The sequence below is a fragment of the Stenotrophomonas sp. YJH_SMC_29 genome (genome assembly GCF_059371235.1).
This window is the reverse complement of sequence record NZ_JCAFUK010000018.1, coordinates 93,361-109,663: the sequence shown is the minus strand read 5'-3', so window position 1 is coordinate 109,663 and position 16,303 is coordinate 93,361. Positions and strand designations below refer to the sequence as shown.

Annotated in this window: 18 protein-coding genes and 1 pseudogene; 12 read left to right on the top strand and 7 right to left on the bottom strand. The window is 65.1% G+C overall.

The features are described from left to right. The 6 genes and pseudogenes from AC5P9I_RS17690 to AC5P9I_RS17665 form a co-directional block, all read left to right on the top strand. Positions 1-361, top strand: a pseudogene (locus tag AC5P9I_RS17690) (TrbL/VirB6 family protein); the annotation flags it as partial. 30 nt (positions 362-391) lie between these two features. Beyond that, a complete protein-coding gene (locus AC5P9I_RS17685) occupies positions 392-916 on the top strand; it encodes a DUF4189 domain-containing protein (protein WP_223017472.1) in 525 nt (174 codons plus the stop codon). A 350-nt stretch (positions 917-1,266) separates the two neighbouring features. Continuing rightward, positions 1,267-1,797 carry a DUF4189 domain-containing protein gene (locus AC5P9I_RS17680; protein ID WP_088475943.1) on the top strand — a complete coding sequence of 177 codons (531 nt, stop codon included), beginning with the start codon at positions 1,267-1,269 and terminating at the stop codon, positions 1,795-1,797. Positions 1,798-2,599: 802 nt separating this feature from the next. Then, positions 2,600-3,136: a hypothetical protein gene (locus AC5P9I_RS17675; RefSeq protein WP_019660284.1), complete on the top strand. Its 537-nt coding sequence runs from the start codon at positions 2,600-2,602 to the stop codon at positions 3,134-3,136. Positions 3,137-3,193: 57 nt separating this feature from the next. Continuing rightward, the gene (locus AC5P9I_RS17670) at positions 3,194-4,201 is read left to right on the top strand and encodes an XVIPCD domain-containing protein (RefSeq protein ID WP_049464837.1); all 1,008 of its coding nucleotides are present in this window, start codon (positions 3,194-3,196) and stop codon (positions 4,199-4,201) included. Between the two features lie 96 nt (positions 4,202-4,297). Next, complete coding sequence (locus AC5P9I_RS17665) at positions 4,298-5,566, top strand: hypothetical protein (protein WP_407617921.1); 1,269 nt, start codon at positions 4,298-4,300, stop codon at positions 5,564-5,566. A gap of 52 nt (positions 5,567-5,618) precedes the next feature. Here AC5P9I_RS17665 and AC5P9I_RS17660 read toward each other — a convergent pair whose 3' ends face one another. The 3 genes from AC5P9I_RS17660 to AC5P9I_RS17650 are packed head-to-tail and all read right to left on the bottom strand — an operon-like array spanning position 5,619 to position 8,294. Beyond that, complete coding sequence (locus AC5P9I_RS17660; protein ID WP_049464833.1) at positions 5,619-6,944, bottom strand: XVIPCD domain-containing protein; 1,326 nt, start codon at positions 6,942-6,944, stop codon at positions 5,619-5,621. Beyond that, positions 6,941-7,594, bottom strand: coding sequence for a hypothetical protein (locus AC5P9I_RS17655; protein WP_049464831.1), 654 nt, complete (start codon positions 7,592-7,594; stop codon positions 6,941-6,943). The genes AC5P9I_RS17660 and AC5P9I_RS17655 overlap by 4 nt, the downstream gene beginning before the upstream one ends. Before the next feature lie 43 nt (positions 7,595-7,637). Then, positions 7,638-8,294: a hypothetical protein gene (locus tag AC5P9I_RS17650; protein WP_049464841.1), complete on the bottom strand. Its 657-nt coding sequence runs from the start codon at positions 8,292-8,294 to the stop codon at positions 7,638-7,640. A 254-nt stretch (positions 8,295-8,548) separates the two neighbouring features. Here AC5P9I_RS17650 and AC5P9I_RS17645 point away from each other — a divergent pair, with 254 nt between their 5' ends. Continuing rightward, complete coding sequence (locus tag AC5P9I_RS17645; RefSeq protein ID WP_049464829.1) at positions 8,549-9,067, top strand: GNAT family N-acetyltransferase; 519 nt, start codon at positions 8,549-8,551, stop codon at positions 9,065-9,067. A 21-nt stretch (positions 9,068-9,088) separates the two neighbouring features. On the opposite strand, the gene AC5P9I_RS17640 is transcribed toward AC5P9I_RS17645, so the two are convergent. Then, positions 9,089-9,526: an acetyltransferase gene (locus AC5P9I_RS17640; RefSeq protein WP_049464826.1), complete on the bottom strand. Its 438-nt coding sequence runs from the start codon at positions 9,524-9,526 to the stop codon at positions 9,089-9,091. Positions 9,527-9,594: 68 nt separating this feature from the next. Next, a complete protein-coding gene (locus AC5P9I_RS17635; RefSeq protein WP_130767903.1) occupies positions 9,595-10,362 on the bottom strand; it encodes an NAD(P)H-dependent oxidoreductase in 768 nt (255 codons plus the stop codon). A gap of 78 nt (positions 10,363-10,440) precedes the next feature. On the opposite strand from AC5P9I_RS17635, the gene AC5P9I_RS17630 reads away from it, so the two are divergent. The 5 genes from AC5P9I_RS17630 (at position 10,441) to AC5P9I_RS17610 (ending at position 14,365) form a co-directional block, all read left to right on the top strand. Beyond that, a complete protein-coding gene (locus tag AC5P9I_RS17630; protein ID WP_049464823.1) occupies positions 10,441-10,800 on the top strand; it encodes a winged helix-turn-helix transcriptional regulator in 360 nt (119 codons plus the stop codon). 75 nt (positions 10,801-10,875) lie between these two features. After that, on the top strand, positions 10,876-11,400 hold the full coding sequence (gene tadA, locus AC5P9I_RS17625; RefSeq protein WP_049464820.1) for a tRNA adenosine(34) deaminase TadA: 525 nt from the start codon (positions 10,876-10,878) through the stop codon (positions 11,398-11,400). A 74-nt stretch (positions 11,401-11,474) separates the two neighbouring features. Continuing rightward, positions 11,475-12,047 carry an oligoribonuclease gene (gene orn, locus AC5P9I_RS17620; protein WP_049464818.1) on the top strand — a complete coding sequence of 191 codons (573 nt, stop codon included), beginning with the start codon at positions 11,475-11,477 and terminating at the stop codon, positions 12,045-12,047. Positions 12,048-12,170: 123 nt separating this feature from the next. Continuing rightward, positions 12,171-13,043, top strand: a complete 873-nt coding sequence (locus AC5P9I_RS17615; protein WP_130767904.1) for an EcsC family protein — start codon at positions 12,171-12,173, stop codon at positions 13,041-13,043. A 206-nt stretch (positions 13,044-13,249) separates the two neighbouring features. Next, positions 13,250-14,365: an alkene reductase gene (locus AC5P9I_RS17610; protein WP_111188499.1), complete on the top strand. Its 1,116-nt coding sequence runs from the start codon at positions 13,250-13,252 to the stop codon at positions 14,363-14,365. A gap of 42 nt (positions 14,366-14,407) precedes the next feature. On the opposite strand, the gene AC5P9I_RS17605 is transcribed toward AC5P9I_RS17610, so the two are convergent. Together AC5P9I_RS17605 and AC5P9I_RS17600 are read right to left on the bottom strand one after the other, a co-directional pair. Further along, complete coding sequence (locus tag AC5P9I_RS17605; RefSeq protein WP_049464814.1) at positions 14,408-15,301, bottom strand: mechanosensitive ion channel family protein; 894 nt, start codon at positions 15,299-15,301, stop codon at positions 14,408-14,410. A 111-nt stretch (positions 15,302-15,412) separates the two neighbouring features. Next, positions 15,413-16,186, bottom strand: coding sequence for a hypothetical protein (locus AC5P9I_RS17600; RefSeq protein WP_130767905.1), 774 nt, complete (start codon positions 16,184-16,186; stop codon positions 15,413-15,415). Positions 16,187-16,303 lie beyond the last annotated feature (117 nt).

Genomic DNA, 16,303 nt, shown 5'->3' with positions numbered 1-16,303 from the left:
GGCGCTGGTGAACAGGTTCCTGCTTGACGGGGCTTCCAGCGACGGTATGACCAGTCAGGCGATGCAGCAGGGCGGCATGGGCCTGATTCTGACGACCTTGATTCTGACTGCGCCCCCAATGGCGGCCATGTTCTTCCAGGGCACCTTGGGTAGCTTCATGGCATTTTCGCAGATAGGTGGCAGTGCGGCCTCAACTCCTAGTGCTGATGGTCGGCCTCCGGGTACCTACACACCTCCTTCGCCATCGAAGAGCGAAGGGCATTCGAGTCATCAGGATGGTGGTGTCACTATAAGGAACTCTGCTCCAAGCACTTACACGCCGTCCAATCAGAAGCAGGGGCAGTATGGCTTGGCGGATTGATGGATCTGACTTAGGTTGAAGGATGTGTGTATGAATAGTGACCGGGCAGCTCAAGTTCTGAGGTGCGCTCTTGCAGCAATCCTAATTTTTGGGGGCGGCGGCGCTGCCTTCGCCGAAGGACGGTGTCCTCCAGGCCAGTATCCGATTGGCGGGCAGGGTGCCGGCGGATGCGCGCCAATACCTGCTGGTGGATCAGGAGCGGAAAGCCCGCGTCCAACGGGGCGGTGGATCAAGACTTGGGGAGCATTTGCCGCCTCGCCTTCCGGAATCGCAGGAGCCGCAAGTGGGTGGAGGAAGAAGGCGGATGCGGGAAGCGCGGCGGTGAGATCCTGCTCTGATGCAGGCGGTCGGGATTGCCAAGTGAAGTTCACCTATAAGAATCAATGCGCGACGGCGGCTGTTTCGAATGCGGGAGCCGGAGGGACTTTCTACTCTGCTGCAGCCACAAAGGAGGAGGCGGCAGGCCTATCCTTGGCGCAATGTCGTGCTGCTTCCAAACGGACATGTGAAGTTGTCATGTCCAATTGCACCGAGCCGGAGTTTGAGAAGTTTTGAATAATTGCCCGCATTTTTCTCATGATGCGGCGATAGAATGGCCCGCCGTTGAGCGGGCTGTTTTTTTTCTGCGCCCATCAAACTAAGAAGAACTCTACTCTTGATATTGGGAGATTCTCGGTATGATCAGGCGTTCAGCAGCGACAAATTTGGCCGCAGCAATTGACGTGGCGGGTGCTGCGCTCACATCTGAGTAGGTCCGGGCAGCAGTAGCGCGACATGGGCTTGATCCTAGCGAACACTATCTGACTGTCGCCAATGGCGGCCATGTTCGTCTAGGGCGGCTCGGGCAGCTTCATGGCATATTTGCAGATGGTTGGCAGTGCAGTCGGATACGGGCAGGAGGCGAGATGTCTTGGAGGTTTACGCTTCTACGTAGCGGGCGGGTGATCCTGGGCCTGTTGTTGGCTGCCGTCTTCCAGTCGGCAGCGTTCGCAGAGGGCGGATGCCCTCCGGGGCAGTATCCTATTGGCGGGCAAGGCGTCCAAGGATGCGCTCCGATCCCTGGGGCGGGTGACGGATCGCTCAAGACGCCGCAACCGGGAGGGAAGTGGATCAAAACGTGGGGCGCGATCTCTGTTTCTCCTGAGGGCGCGTCTGGAGTGTCTACCGGGAGGCGTAGTAAGTCTGACGCAGAGGCAGAGGCTGTGATGCAATGCCGGCAATCGGGCGGTCGTGCCTGTCGAACTTCTTTCTCCTACGAGAATCAATGCGTTGCTGCGGTGGTCCCCAGTTCGGGTTCCGGCGGCACCAGCTTTGGTGGAAAGGCGACTGTTGATGAAGCAATTCAATTGGCAACTCGTCTTTGTATAAGGGATGGGGGTCAGGGATGCCACGTCGTGTACACCGCGTGCTCAGCTCCTGAGTATGTGCGGAAGTGAAGCGAGGATAGCGCCGGGCTAGCGCCCCGGTTGTTTCGTTGGACCGGCCGTAGTGTTTTCAGTTTTTTGGAAATTCTCATTGCGAATGACTGGTCCCGAGCACCGCAATGGTGCTTCTATTCGGGCGGGTTCGTTACGGCTCCTGATCTTTGCATTGTCAATACTTGGAGCCAGCTTCAGTATTTTTCAGAAGCGCTTTGCCCGCTTGGCCAGTGTTCAACGGGTGGTGAATGCGTAGGCAGATGATGCTCTCCGGATTCAATCCATGACTTAATCACTCTCTGCTTCTTGCCCGCCGGAAAATCGAAGATGCGTGCGGTTCTCAGCTACGGCTGGGTTCCGTTCCACATTGAAGCTCGGGCTCGCTCGCGGGGGCGATGACTGCGTGGCGTGTGTCATCTGATCCGTGTTCGCTGCACCCGTTCCGCTTGCGGCTGCACGAGTGTTAAGTGCCTGATCAGCGCTGCCGTCAACTCCAAGTAGGCATCCATTCACGTTAGCCGCGCTTTTTCTGTGATCAAGTGCGCTTTTCATCCCAAGCCCCCTTCGACGAGCGCTGCCTCCTCGAAGTAAGCTGCGTGCGCGTCAAAATCCCGACGCGCCGGTGCCATCGAACGCAGGAGCTTTTCCGTCCATGAGGACTGTGTCCCCCCGCAGTGCGGGTGACGCTTGCCACCATCGCGGTTGCCGTGGGCTCGGGGCTATCATCCGCCATGGCGGCCGCCGGGCACGTGCGAGGCATCGCCCCGTTTCCGGTCTCCGCTCGGGAACTGGCAAGACGGGATTGAAGGAGTTGCAGGGGATGGAGAAGGGGAGCGGCACGCACATGGACAATGCCCTGGCGTTCGTTCCGTCCGGCGCGAACCTGCTGGAAGCTGTACGCGGCGATCTGACCGGCAATGGTTTCCAGGACCAGCTCCTGGTGATCGACCAACCTCCTCCGGAGGGCTTGCTGCCCGGCGAGCACGGACCGAACCGGGTCCTGCTGTTGCTGCTGGGTGATGCCACGGGCCGCTGGCAGCTGGCGGCACGCAACGACAAGCTGGTGCCGTGCTCAACGCGCGGTGGCATGGCCGGTGATCCCTTCGCCTACGTGACGATTGAAGACGGCGCGTTCAGCGTGATCACTAACGGCGGCAGCCGCGAACGCTGGAGCAGCGTCTACACCTTCCGGTATGCACCTGCCGAGCAGGCGTGCTGGGTGCATGGCGTGCAGCGCAAGGTGGTGGACACCGAAACCGAAGCGACCCACACGCGCGATTTCTCCGCGGCCGAGCTTGGCCGGGTGCGGTTCGAGGATTTCGATCCGTCCGTCGTCGCCGACGTGAGCTTGCCCTGAGTGCCATGCCTGTGAGGAGGCGGGAGTATCCAACGATGATCGAGCAGGAGTTTCACCGTGTCGCAGGATAGGGAGTCGTTGCTGTTGCGGCAGGCCACGGAGGCCGGCATGACTTCGTCCCGGGAACTGGCCAACTTCATGGCGCAGGCCGGGCATGAATCCCGTGGCTTGAGCCGTCTCAACGAGAGTTTCAACTTCACCCGGGGCATCTCGCAGATCCCGGTGGAAGCGGCATGGCGCAATGGCAACGCTGCGCTGGAGAGCGCCCGCCAGGAAGCGCTGCGTGGCCGCCCGGAAAACCTGGCTGAGCTGATGTACGGCGGGCGCATGGGCAACGATGCCCCTGGCGACGCACTGAAGTATCACGGCCGCGGCTATCTGCCGCTGGTCGGCAAGGAGAACTATGAGCGTGCCGGCAAGGCGCTGGAACTGGACCTGGTGAATCACCCGGAACTGGCCGCGCAGCCCGAGCACGCAGGTCGCATTGCCGTGTGGCAGTGGCAGACGCGGGTGCCGGAGGCGGCACGCGAGGATGTGCGCGAAGCCACGCGTGCCCTGAATGGCGCGCTCAACGGCATCGAAGCCCGCCAGCAGCGTTTTGACGTGTGGCAACAGAAGCTGACCCCCGATGTGATGGCGCGCCTGGAGCGCGGCGAAGTGGGGGCGCCTGCCCAGCAGGCAACGGGACGCGACATGTCGCAACCGGGCGAGCCGGGATACACGCTGTTCTCGGGAGCGCGCCAGCACCTGCAGCAGATGGGGCCGCAAAGCGGTCTGCGCAGCGTGCAGGAACTGGACAATGCTGCCGGCGCACTGGCGCTGAGCGCGCAGAAGGCGGGGATGTCGCGCATCGATCATCTCCTGGCTGGCAACGACGGCCGCACGTTGTTTGCCGTGCAGGGCGCGCTGGGCGATCCGGCCATGCTGCGCACATCGGTTGATCGCGAACAAGCGGCGCAGCAGCCGCTGGCGCAGAGCAGCCAGCAGTTGGCTGCCAATGTCGCCCAGCAGGACCCGGCGGCCGCGCTCGCCCGCGAGCAGGAGCAGCGTTCTCGATCCCTGTAACACCGATGCCGGCGGGCAGGGTGCCCGCTGGCGCTTTACGTACGACGCGTGGCGCCCTGTGGCGCCGACATGGAAACCCACCCGTAAGGACACCACATGCGAATCGTTCCCCCGAATGCCCGGCACGCCGCGGCCCGCTGCAATGCATCCGTGCGCCGCCTGCCGCCGCTCTGGCTGCTGTCACTTGGACTTGCCGCAGCCTCGGCACAGGCTCAGGAGGCAGCGGCGCCCGTCGTGGAGACGCACCCCGCTGCAGAGGCAACTGTTGACGCGCCTGCAGGGGCGGCGCCCGTTACAGCGCCCGCGGCGGCCGACGCCGTTGTCGTGGCGCCGGCTCCCGAAGTACCGGCTGCCGTGATACCCCCTGCGACACCCGTGGTGGACACGCAGCCGGCGCCGGCTGCGGACCCGGCGCCTGCGCCCGTTGCGCCCGCAGCGGCGGCGCCTGTGGCTGCACCTCCCGCCGCAGGCGAGCCCACCGCTCCGGCGGTAGCACCCGCTCCGCCCGCATTGGCCATCGTGCCGTTGCCGCCCGAGCAGGCGACCGAGCGGGCGCTCGGTGCCCGCTGCCCGGTGGATCTGGCCGGACGGCTGGCGAGCCAGGGCGACCTGCTGATCGGCGCCTGCCAGGGCACGATGCCGGCGCATCTGGCCGCGCTGCTGGTCGCGCTGCCCGAGCAGGACATCCACTTGCCGCGCGCCTGGCGCGAGCGCGAGGTGCGGCAGAAGGCCTGGTTCAAGGCGGTGCCGGGCTACGGCCAACGCCCGGATTTCATCGCGCGGATGGGTGATATCTGGGTGCGCTCGCTGGAAGGACGCGATGCCGACAGCACGTTCTATCTGGTGTCGGCGCCGTTCACCTGCAGCGACCAGGTCGCCAACCGCGGTGAGTACGGCGCGGAGCCGGTCCGCGTGCCAGCGGGTGATTGCCGCGAGGCCTATGTGGCACAGCGCGTGTACCAGGTCCGCGGGGACGCGGCGCCGCGGGATGTGACTGCCGATGCGTTGCCGGCCATGCCGCCGGTGACGGACGCCGACCGTGCGCGACAGCTGTCGCGTGAGGGCCGGCTCAATCTGGACCACAGCAAGTTGCAGTACGGCCCGGCCTTGCGTTGGTTCGTGCAGTACCCGGAAACGGCGCAGAAGGGCGGTCCGCGCGCCTACAGCGACTGGAACCGCGAGCACATCGCGTTCGTGGTCTGGACCGGCGATCGCTTCGAGCTGCGCGAGAAGGTCGCACGCGCGCAGTGGCCCTGTGATCCGGTGGCACCCGGCGATCGTGCCTGCGGTGCATTCCCGGATTCCGGCCCGGATCCGTTCGTGACTGCCGGAGGAGCCGTGCCAATGGCGGCCTCCAGTCCCTGAGCCGGCGTGCCGAAGGGTGCGGGAGCCGGGGTGAGTGGCTCCCGCGCCGCCATCAGGCCTGCAGGCTGCGGGTCTGATGCTGCTGCTGTTCCAGCTGTTGGTCGCGCTCCAGCGCAAGCCGCTGGCCTGCGGCCTGCTGGTCGATGCGCTGGCTGCTCTGTTCCAGTGGGGTGTTCATCGCCACTGCCGTATCCACCGACACGCGAAGGTGGGCGGGGTCGCCGCCTTGGCCCTGCACGGCGAAGCTGCGCGAGGCATCGGCATTCATGACCACTTCGTCGATGCGCTTGCCGCCCGCTGCGTGCATTTCGGCGGCCAGGCTGCCGGCCAGCTGCGTGCTCATTACGTCCGGTACCCGGCCGACGCGGACGTCCTGCGCGTGCACGCCACGGATCGCGTCGTTGAACAGTGGGTTGCCCACATGGTTGGGATCGTCCATGCGTAGCATGCTGGTGTGATGGCCGTTCTTCTCGGCTTCACGACGTGCCGGCTCACCGGGCTGCAGCGGGCCGCGGATGTGGTCGTACAGATCGACGGCGCCGCCCGGAATGCCGCGCGCCGCGCGGGTGACACCGCGGCGCAGTGATTCAACGTCGTCGCGGTACTCCTCGATCATCCTGGCGTTGTCTTTTGCCAGCTTCTGCGTTTCCGGGTGTTGCAGCACCGAGCCGTCACCGAGGAAGTTGCCCAGCTTGTGCGCGCCGAACGAGCTGCCTGCGGCGATGATCGGCCGGTCGGGGATCAGGGCGCGCAATGAGTGATTGCTGAAGCCGTTCGCGGCAAGCGTGCTGATTTCGTTCGGCCTGGCGTAGATGCGCACCTGGCCGAAGTGCGGCGACGCCGCGCTGACCGGATCGGAGGCCATGACATGGTTGATCATGGTGTTGCCGCCTTCCGGGATGCGGTAGCTGAGGCTGACCGCGCCATAGGCGTTGAAGGTTTCGCCCTTGACGTTGAAATGGTGCGAGGTGATCTGGGCCAGCGCGCCGCCGAGGGAGTGACCGGTGACGGTGACCTCAGGAGCACGGCCTCCAAAGGCGCCGTCCTGCTTCGCGTAATCCAGTGCACTCTTGGTCAAAGCAATGGCATCGGGCGCTTGCACATTGGTGCGGGCGACGACCATGCCGCCGTCGGTCAGAATGGCATCACGAGCGATCTGCTCGGTGCCACGATGAGCAACCACGATCTCATTGGTATCAGTTCGCTGGTAAACGGTGCCTTGGTAACCGTTGAGTCGGTTGTTAACGTGTTCGAGAATCCTGTACTCGCGTCCGTTGATCGTAACGAGTTCTTCTTCGCCGGGATGCCGACGACCTACCGCGCGATCCTTGTAGGCATCGTCGGAAAGCGCTGCATAGTCCTGAGTGCTGACAGTCATGGGGTGACCTCACTGGCGCTGAGGCTCATCGTGAACAACTTGCCCTGCAGTTCGGCCACGTAGTCAGTCGGGTCAGCCTTGCCGGTGGCTGGGTAGTTGGCAGCAAGCGGCGCCCGCGGATACGCCGCGTCCGGATAGTAAAGCGTGTGGGTCTTGCCTTCAGTCAGCGGTTCGGCCTTGACGAATGTCAGGAAGCGGGTCTCTTCTTCGGCGCCCGTCGCCTTCAACATCGCCCCAGCACCAGTGAACTCCCAGTGGCACACGCCACGGCCGTAGTAGTCTTCATCCAGCATGCGGTCCACATAGAGCGTTCCGCGATACTCGCCATCGGCGACCTTGCGCAGCTCCACCGGCTCCTGGCTGGTGATGCGTGCGGCCGTGCCGGTGGCCGGCTCGATGTGACCGCACTGGTCTTCGTTGGTGACGTCGTACTGTGCGACGCCTTCGACCACCGCAAAATCGCCGGGGGCGTCCTTCAGGCGCAGCACCAGTTCATAGGCCTTGCGCGGGCTGGGGTTGAGCTTGGCGAGGCCGCGCCCACCCTGGGCGACATCGGCTTCAGCAGCGGCACGTTCCTGGTTCATGGCGGTCTCCGGATGGCAGGCGGTCAACAGAAGCAGAGCAAGGCACGGAATCATCTTGTGGCGCAATGTCGGCCTCCTGGTGTGTAGGGGGAAATGTGGCACTGGCAGCTCATGGCGCGAGCGTCCGCACAGTGGTTGTGGTCGAGAACAGCGCGTCGCGCAGATCTTCGCTATACCCTGACGGATCTTCTTCGCCACTGGCGCCGAAGTTGGCGACGGTGGTGGCGCGCGGATAGATGAGTGTCGGGTAATAGAGCGTCAGAGGTGAATCCCTCTCCATGCGCTTCCTGTCGATGAACGTCAGGAATCGCGTATCAGCTTCGCCGGTCGTGGCACGCAACATCGCGCCAACGCCGGTCAGCGTCCAGTGGCACGTACCGCGATCGTAATAGTCCTGGTCCTGCATGCGGTCGAGGTAGAACGTACCGCGGTATTCGTTCTCGCCCGTCCTGCGCAGTTCCACCGGTTCCTGGCTGGTGATGCGGCTGGCCGTACCGGTGGACCATATGACCCTCCCGCAGTCTTCGTAGTTGCTGACGTCATACTGGGCCACGCCCTCAACAACCGCGAACGGGCCCGGTGCATCCTTCACTGTCAGCACCAGTTCGTAGGCCTGCTTCGGCGCCGGGTTGAGCTTGGCCAGGCCGCGTCCACCCGCAGCAACGTCGCGCTCGGCATCGGCATAAGGTGAGCACGCGGCCAGCGGCAATAGCGCGATCAACGCCAACAACGGCCGTCCCCTGTGTTCGCGCTGTGCTACATCCATGGCCCGGTCCTGCATGGCGCGTCCATGTCCATATATCCTTCCTGGGTGACAGGTTTTCCGATTATGGAGCGTGCCGGCAAGCCATTGCCACCCGGCGCGCCATGTTTTTGACGCGCCGGCGGGTGCTACCTCGGGCGTATCGCTTGTGCCGTGGGCGATCCGGTGTTTCCGCTGGCGCTGCGTGCGACTCAGGCTCTTCTGCAGATGTGTGATTCAAATCAATAATTCACATTTCCATCACGGAGACGGGCGCCATGAATTACACGATTCGGCCTGAGTCCAATAAAGACCGTGCAGGTATCCACGCACTCACTGAGGCGGCCTTCCGTGATGCGCCGCACAGCAGCCACACCGAGCAGTTCATTGTCGATGCGCTGCGTTCGCGTGGAGAGCTGAGTCTTTCGCTGGTCGCCGAGAAGGACGGGCAGGTCGTCGGGCACATCGCCCTGTCGCCGGTGACGATCAGCGATGGCAGCACCGGCTGGTTTGGCGTGGGGCCCATCTCGGTGCTGCCCGGATGCCAGGGGCAGGGCATTGGCGCAGCGCTGATGCACGCGGCGCTCGACGCATTGCGTAGGCAGGGCGCGCAGGGCTGCGTCGTGCTGGGGGAGCCGTCCTACTACGGGCGGTTCGGGTTCCATGCCGAACCGGGACTGGCACTGCCGGGTGTTCCAGCAACGTACTTCCAGGCCCTCTCCCTGGTGCCGCCGATCGCGCAGGGCGAAGTGCGCTACTCAGCGGCATTCGAGGCAAACGCCCCGCCCGTGGATTGACCCCCGCCGCCGGGGCTGATCTCAGCCCTCGTACCGGAGATGGATCAGCGGATACGGGCGGCCCTGCGAATCCAGCGGTGAACGTCCGGTTTCGACGAAACCCATGCGCTGGTAGAAGCCGACGGCCTGCGCGTTCTGTTCGTTGACGTCGGTACTGAGCTGCGGATGCAGGGCCAGCGCATGCTGCAGCAGTCGCCGGCCGATACCGGTACCGCGCACGTCAGGATCGATGAACAGCGCTTCCATGTGCGTGCCATCGATCAGCATGAAGCCAAGGGGGCGGTCCTGAGCGTCGACGGCCACGGTCATCGGCGCCAGCGGCAGGAAACCGGCGACTTCGGCGTCGATGGCCTGGCGGTCTTCTGCGCTGAGGAAGTCGTGGGTGGCGTCGACGGCGCGGCGCCAGAGGTCGACGAGGGCGGCGCCGTCGTCGGCGCGCGAGGCGCGAAGGGTGGTCATGGGTTCACCAAGGTGCTTTCAATGAGCACGTAGTATCGCGCGTCCCGATCCAGCGTGCAGACCTGGATTCATCCGGCGTTGCGATGGCGGATGAAGGGGCTGTAGGTGGTGGCCTCCGCGCGCAGCACCACGCCGTCCTCGAAATCCGCGCTGTCGTTGAAGGGCACGGTGGGCCACTGCGTCCAGTGCGCCAGGCGTTCGCGGTAGTAGTGCGTTGCTGCAGCCAGTGCCTCGTCGTGTGCCTGCGCGCGCTCCGGTGCCAGCCCGGAACGCACGCCGTGCACCACATGCGGTTCCATCACATCGAAGCCGACGTAGCGCAGGCTGTACATCAACGGCCACAGCAACAGGCGGGTATCACCCTCACGGCCATCCACCGCGCAGGCCCGCGCCGAAGCGCCGGTGGTGACGCTGAGCAGGGCACGCTTGCCGCGCATCGCGCCGTGTTCGTGGCGCAGGCGGCTGTTGTACATCGGCCCGTAGACCAGTACGCGGTCCAGCCAGCCCTTGAGGATTGCCGGTGCCGAAAACCACCACAGCGGGAACTGCAGGATCACCCGATCGGCAGCGCGCAGCAACTGCAGATGGCGCTGCACATCGGCGGGTAGCCGGCCCTGTTCGGCGCCATGACGCTGTTCGCGCTGGGCATCGAAGCGGTCGGGCTGCAGGCGCCTTGCATGATGATCGGCCGCTTCCAGCGGATCGAAGCCTTCCGCATACAGGTCGACCACGTCCACCTGCAGGGCGTCATGGCGCAGCTGTTCGGCGGCCTGCGCGGCCAGGTAGGCGTTGAACGAGCGGGGTTCGGGATGGGCAAGCAGGTTCAGGGCGCGCATGGGGCGAGGTGTTGGTGGAGTGTGCGACCATCCTCGCGATGCCGGAGTGGCCCGGCAATTACGCACCTTGAGGTAACCATGGCCTGTCCGGGCGATGTCTATGCCGCCGATTGTTCGGCACGCGATGCGCTGGCGCTGATCTCCGGCAAGTGGGTGATGCTGCTGTTGCCGGCGCTGTCGCAGGGGCCGCTGCGCAATGGCGCGCTGCTGCGGAAGATCGAAGGCATCTCGCAGAAGGTGTTGACCCAGACCCTGCGGCAGCTGGAGCGCAATGGCCTGGTCGAGCGGTGTGAGCTGGGCAAAAAGCCACTGCATGTGGAGTACCGGCTGACCGAAGTCGCGCGTGGCCTGGTTGGCACGCTGTCCGCTCTGGACCGTTGGGCCGAGCACAACTTCCCGGCACTGGACGCCGCCCGCGAGCGCTTCGACGCACGCTAGCGGCGCCTGCACGGCCGCGGGCGTACAATGCGGCCCCGGCGGCCATCCTGGCCCTGCAGACACGCGAGAACCGCCATGACCGATGCCCTGGGTGTACCGGTGCACGACGCCGATGAACGCTGGATGCGCCACGCGCTGGCCCTGGCCGAGCGCGCGCAACGCGAGTTCGATGAGATTCCGGTCGGTGCGGTACTGGTGGGCGCCGATGGCCAGCTGCTGGGCGAGGGCTGGAACCTCAACATCGCCTCGCACGATCCCAGCGCGCATGCCGAGATCGTGGCGATGCGGGCCGGTGGCACGCGGCTGGCCAACCATCGGCTGCTGGGCAGCACTCTGTACGTGACCCTGGAACCCTGCGCGATGTGCGCGATGGCGATCGTGCATGCACGCATTGCCCGCCTGGTCTACGGCGCCAGCGACCCCAAGACCGGTGCCTGCGGCAGCGTGTTCGACCTGCTGGGCGATGCGCGCCACAACCACCGGGTGGAGATCCACGGCGGCGTGCTGGCCAAGGAGGCGAGCACGCGCCTGACTAATTATTTTCGCGCCAAGCGCGGCAAGCCGCCGCTGTTGCTGGAAGACCACGCCGACGAGGGCTGAGGGGTGACAGGGTATGATGGGTGCCCCTTTCCTTCACCGGTAGGCCGTGCGCCTGCCCAGCAACGAGGCGACACATGGCGGACAACGGCGCGGCCAACGAGCGGCTGATCTGGATCGACCTGGAAATGACCGGGTTGGATACCGATAACGATTCGATCATCGAGATCGCCACCGTGGTCACCGACGCGCGGCTCAACGTGCTGGCCGAGGGTCCGGAATTTGCCATCCACCACCCGCTGGAAACGCTGGAAGCGATGGATGAGTGGAACCGCAACCAGCACCGCCGTTCCGGCCTGTGGCAGCGCGTGCTGGACAGCACCACCACGCTGGGCCAGGCCGAAGCGCAGACGGTGAACTTCCTGGCGCAGTGGATCCCGGCCGGCCTTTCGCCGATGTGCGGCAACTCGATCTGCCAGGATCGCCGCTTCCTGCACCGCCAGATGCCGAGGCTGGAGAAGTACTTCCACTACCGCAACCTGGACGTGTCCACGGTGAAGGAACTGGCCAAGCGCTGGGCGCCGAGCGTGGCTGCCGGCGTCGGCAAGAACAGCAACCACACCGCGCTGAGCGACGTGCACGATTCGATCGCCGAGCTTCGGCACTACCGCCAGTTCATGGGCGCGCTGTCGGGGTTGCCGGCTGCCTGAACGACGCCACCGGGTGACACGCCCACGGGTAGTGCCGGCCGCTGGCCGGCAAGGCACCGGATCCGCCCCTTCTGGCGTGACCCGCGACGAACCGTTCAACTACCGGGCGCTAAGATCGGCGCCATGAACGAGCCGATCCTGCTTCCCCGCGACATTGCCCACGACGCCCGCGACTGGTCCGACCTGCAGCGGGCGGTGGCGCTGCTGGAAGCGCCGACCCTGACCGCGCGCATGGCGAACCTGGTCGGCACGCCACTGGAGTTCGCGGTGAAGGCGCTGCCCAAGGCGGTGTCGGGCCGCATCCACGGCGCGGTGCAGGCGGCGCTGTCCAAGTCCGCGCAGGCGGCCCTGTGGAGCATGGACAACACCCCTGGCAAGGGCGCATCCACGCGCTGGCACAAGGTGGCGGCGGCGACATCAGGCGCGGTCGGAGGCGCCTTTGGCTTCGCGGCACTTTTCATCGAACTGCCGGTATCGACCACGATCATGATGCGGGCGGTGGCAGACGTGGCCCGCAGCGAGGGCTTTGACCTGTCCGAGTTCAGCACCCGCCAGGCGTGCCTTGAGGTATTCGCGCTGGGCGGCAACTCGCCGCGTGATGACGCCAGCGAGACGGGCTATTACCTGGCCCGCGGCTTCACGACCGATGTGATGCGCCATCTCTCGGCCGAGCTGGCCGGGCGCGTGGTGACCGGCCGCGACTTGACCCTGGGCATGGCGCCGAAGGAAGCCGGCAAGCTGCTGGCGAAGCTGGTGGAGAAGGTGGCGGCACGCTTTGGCGTGGTCGTTACCGAGAAGTTCGCCGCGCAGGCGGTGCCGATCGTCGGTGCCGCTGCCGGCGCAACACTGAACACCATGTTCACTGACTACTACCAGGACATGGCGCGCGGCCACTTCATCGTGCGCCGGCTGGAGCGCAAGTACGGCGAGGACGTGGTACGCACCTGCTATGACCGCGTGGCGCATGGCGGCGTGCTGATCGAACCCACGCTGTAACCGGCTTCGGGGTCGGAGCCCTTTGCGTTGCAAAGGGATCCGACCCCGGTTGCGCGCGGGGTTGGGTCCCGTTCCGCAGGAAGGGGCTCTGACCCCCGGCCGGCCATCCTTGCCTTGAGGGAACAACTGTTTTGCCAGTGCGTGCCTGTTGCGTGGCCGCCGCCATCCCCATCCTTGCCGGCAGTCCCCTGCAAGAGATTGCCGCCATGCTGTTCACTCCCCACCGCCTGGGCGCGCTGACGTTGCCCAACCGCATCGTGATGCCGCCGATGACCCGCTCGCGCTCGTCGGCCGGCAACGTACCCACTGCCGAAATGGCCACGTACTACGCGCAGCGTGCCGGCGCCGGCCTCATTGTCAGCGAGGGTACCCAGATCAGCGCGCAGGGCCAGGGCTACGCCTGGACTCCTGGCATCCACAGCCCGGAACAGGTGCAGGGCTGGCGCCAGGTGACTGACGCCGTGCACGCCGCCGGTGGCCGCATCTACGCCCAGCTGTGGCATGTCGGCAGGGTCTCGCACGTGGCGCTGCAGCCGGGTGGCGCCGCGCCGGTGTCGTCGTCGGCGTTGTTGGCTGATGGCGTGAAGGTATTCGTCGACCCGACCGGGGCAGGTCCCGAAGCCGGGGTGGGCGAAATGATCCAGCATTCGATGCCGCGTGAGCTGCGCGAAGATGAGATTCCGGGCATCGTCGCCGATTTCGCGCAGGCCGCGCGCAATGCGCTGGACGCAGGCTTCGATGGCGTGGAGCTGCACGGTGCCAATGGCTACCTGATCAACCAGTTCATCGACTCGCAGGCCAACCAGCGCACCGACGGCTATGGGGGCGCGTTGCAGAACCGGCTGCGGTTCCTGCGCGAGGTCGTGCAGGCGGTGGTCGCGGTGGCCGGCGGTGACCGCGTCGGCGTGCGCCTGGCGCCGCTGACCACGCTGCAGGGCGCGGTGGATGATACCCCGCAGGCGACCTATCTGGCGGCCGCGCATCTGCTGGGTGAACTGGGCGTGTGTTACCTGCACATTGCCGAAGCGGATTGGGACGATGCACCGTTGATGCCGGTGGCGTTCAAGCAGGCGCTGCGCATGGTCTACCCGGGTACGCTGATCTATGCCGGCAAGTACACCGCCGAGCGCGCCGAGCAGGCACTGGCGGAAGGCTGGGCTGACCTGATCGGCTTCGGCCGGCCGTTCATCGCCAACCCGGACCTGCCGGAGCGGCTGCGTACCGGTGCGGCGCTGAATCCGCCGGATCGCGCGACGTTCTTTGGCGGTGGCGCGGTCGGCTTCACCGATTACCCGACGCTGGAAGAGAGCGTCGCGGCCTGATCCTGGGCGCTGCCGGCCGCTGGCCGGCATTCCACTGCCGGATCACGGCTTGTCGCGCACCAGCGCGTCGGCCTCAACCACGCCGCCATCCTTGCCGTGCAGGTACAGATGCATGTCCTGCTGCGGGTAGGGGATGTTGATGCCGGCCTTGTCATAGCCCAGCTTCAGCTGCTCCAGCAGCGTAACCTTGGTACCAAACCAGTCGGCCGACTTCACGTAGCAGCGGATGCCGAGGTTGATGGCGTGCGCGCCCAGCTCGTAGACCACCACGTCCGGTGCGGGGGTCTGCAGCACGCGCGGGTCGGCCTTCATCAGCGCCAACGCGGTATCGCGTGCCAGCTGGATGTTGTCCTCATAGCCGATGCCGATCACCAGCTCGACGCGGCGCGTCGGTTCGGCGGTGAGGTTGATGATCGGTGCGGCGGTGATCAGCGTGTTCGGAATGGTGGTGTGCTGGTTGTCGGCACCGGTGAGCACGGTCTGGAAGATGCGCACTTCGCGCACCGTGCCGGTCTGCCCGGCCACGGTCACCACATCGCCCACTCGGAACGGTCGCAGCGTCACCAGCATCACGCCCGAGGCGATGTTGGACAGCGAATCCTTCAATGCCAGGCCTACCGCCAGACCGGCCGTGCCGAGCACGGCCAGCAGCGGGGTGATTTTCACGCCGAGCGTGTCGATGGCCAGCAGCGCCACGATCACGAGTGAGGTGGCATAGACCACATTGCGCAGGAAGCTGCCCAGCATCGGGTCCACGCCCATGCGCGCGGTGGCGCGCGGCATGGCATTGGACAGGCGACGTGCCACCCACAGCCCCACCAGCAGCACTACGATGGCGGCCAGCAACGGCACACCGTAGGTTTCCAGCAGCCGCTCCCAGTTGAGCGAGTGGAACCAGGGCGTTGCGGCGGGGGCGGGTGGGGCTGTAGCAATCATGCGGGCTCCTTGTCGAACGGGCGCGGCGCTCAAGAACGCCAAAAACTGAAAACCCCGCAGAGGCGGGGTTGCATGCGGGCAGATTATCGGCATGGCGGGATGAACGTGATGTCAGCCGCCTTCGATCAATGCGCCCGTACCCTTGAGCAGCGAGCGTAGTCCTTGCACCAGATGCGGTTCTACCGTGCTGAGCCAGAGGCGGCCGGGCACCAGCTCGTCCAATGTGCAGCCGGGGGTACCCTGCAATATCCCAGCCAATGTCTTGTCGGGTGCGACGGGTGCACCCAGCTGTGCCGGATTGAGCAGACTAAGCGGGAAAATGTTGCGGGCCTTGCGCAGGCGCACCTCCGGCGGGGAGTCATACCAGATCTGGTTGCGGTGTTCTTCTTCGTTGGGTTGGGTTCCATCGCAGTAGCCACTGATGTAAGCCTGCGGGCTGCGCTCGAAGGGTGGGTGGGTGACGTAGCCAAAGTCCCAGTCATGAAGGGCGATCAGCCCCACCAAGAGCTCGCGGAAGGACTGTCGTTCCATAGGGAAGCGAGCGTCCTTGGAGAACAGAGCGAATTCGGTTCCAAGCTCACAACTGGAGGAGAAGTCCACTGATGCGGTCAGATCATAGGCGGGCGCGTCACTTCCTTTGGGTACAGCGACAACACTGAGTAGAGTCAGCCCGTTGAAGCCACTGGCCAGAAGTCTTCGATGTGCTGCATTGCCCAGTTTCGCCAAGTTGCTGCTATGGCCTTTCCCATCAGAAGCAATGTAGCTGGCCTGTATTCCACGCTCTTCGAGTATGGAGATGGAAAGGTCGTGAAAGCGCTGGAATACCTGCGCTCCTGCAGGAGGACTTGAGTGGTTGAACAGTCCAAGTACGAAGGGCACGGTCATGGGGCGAATGAGGAAGGGCGATGACTGTACCCCCAGTGTGCGTCGGTAGTTTTGAGGCAGCTACGGGAATAGTTGCAAATGCCGTATTGGCCCACGTGTGCCCCCAAACGCAGAAAC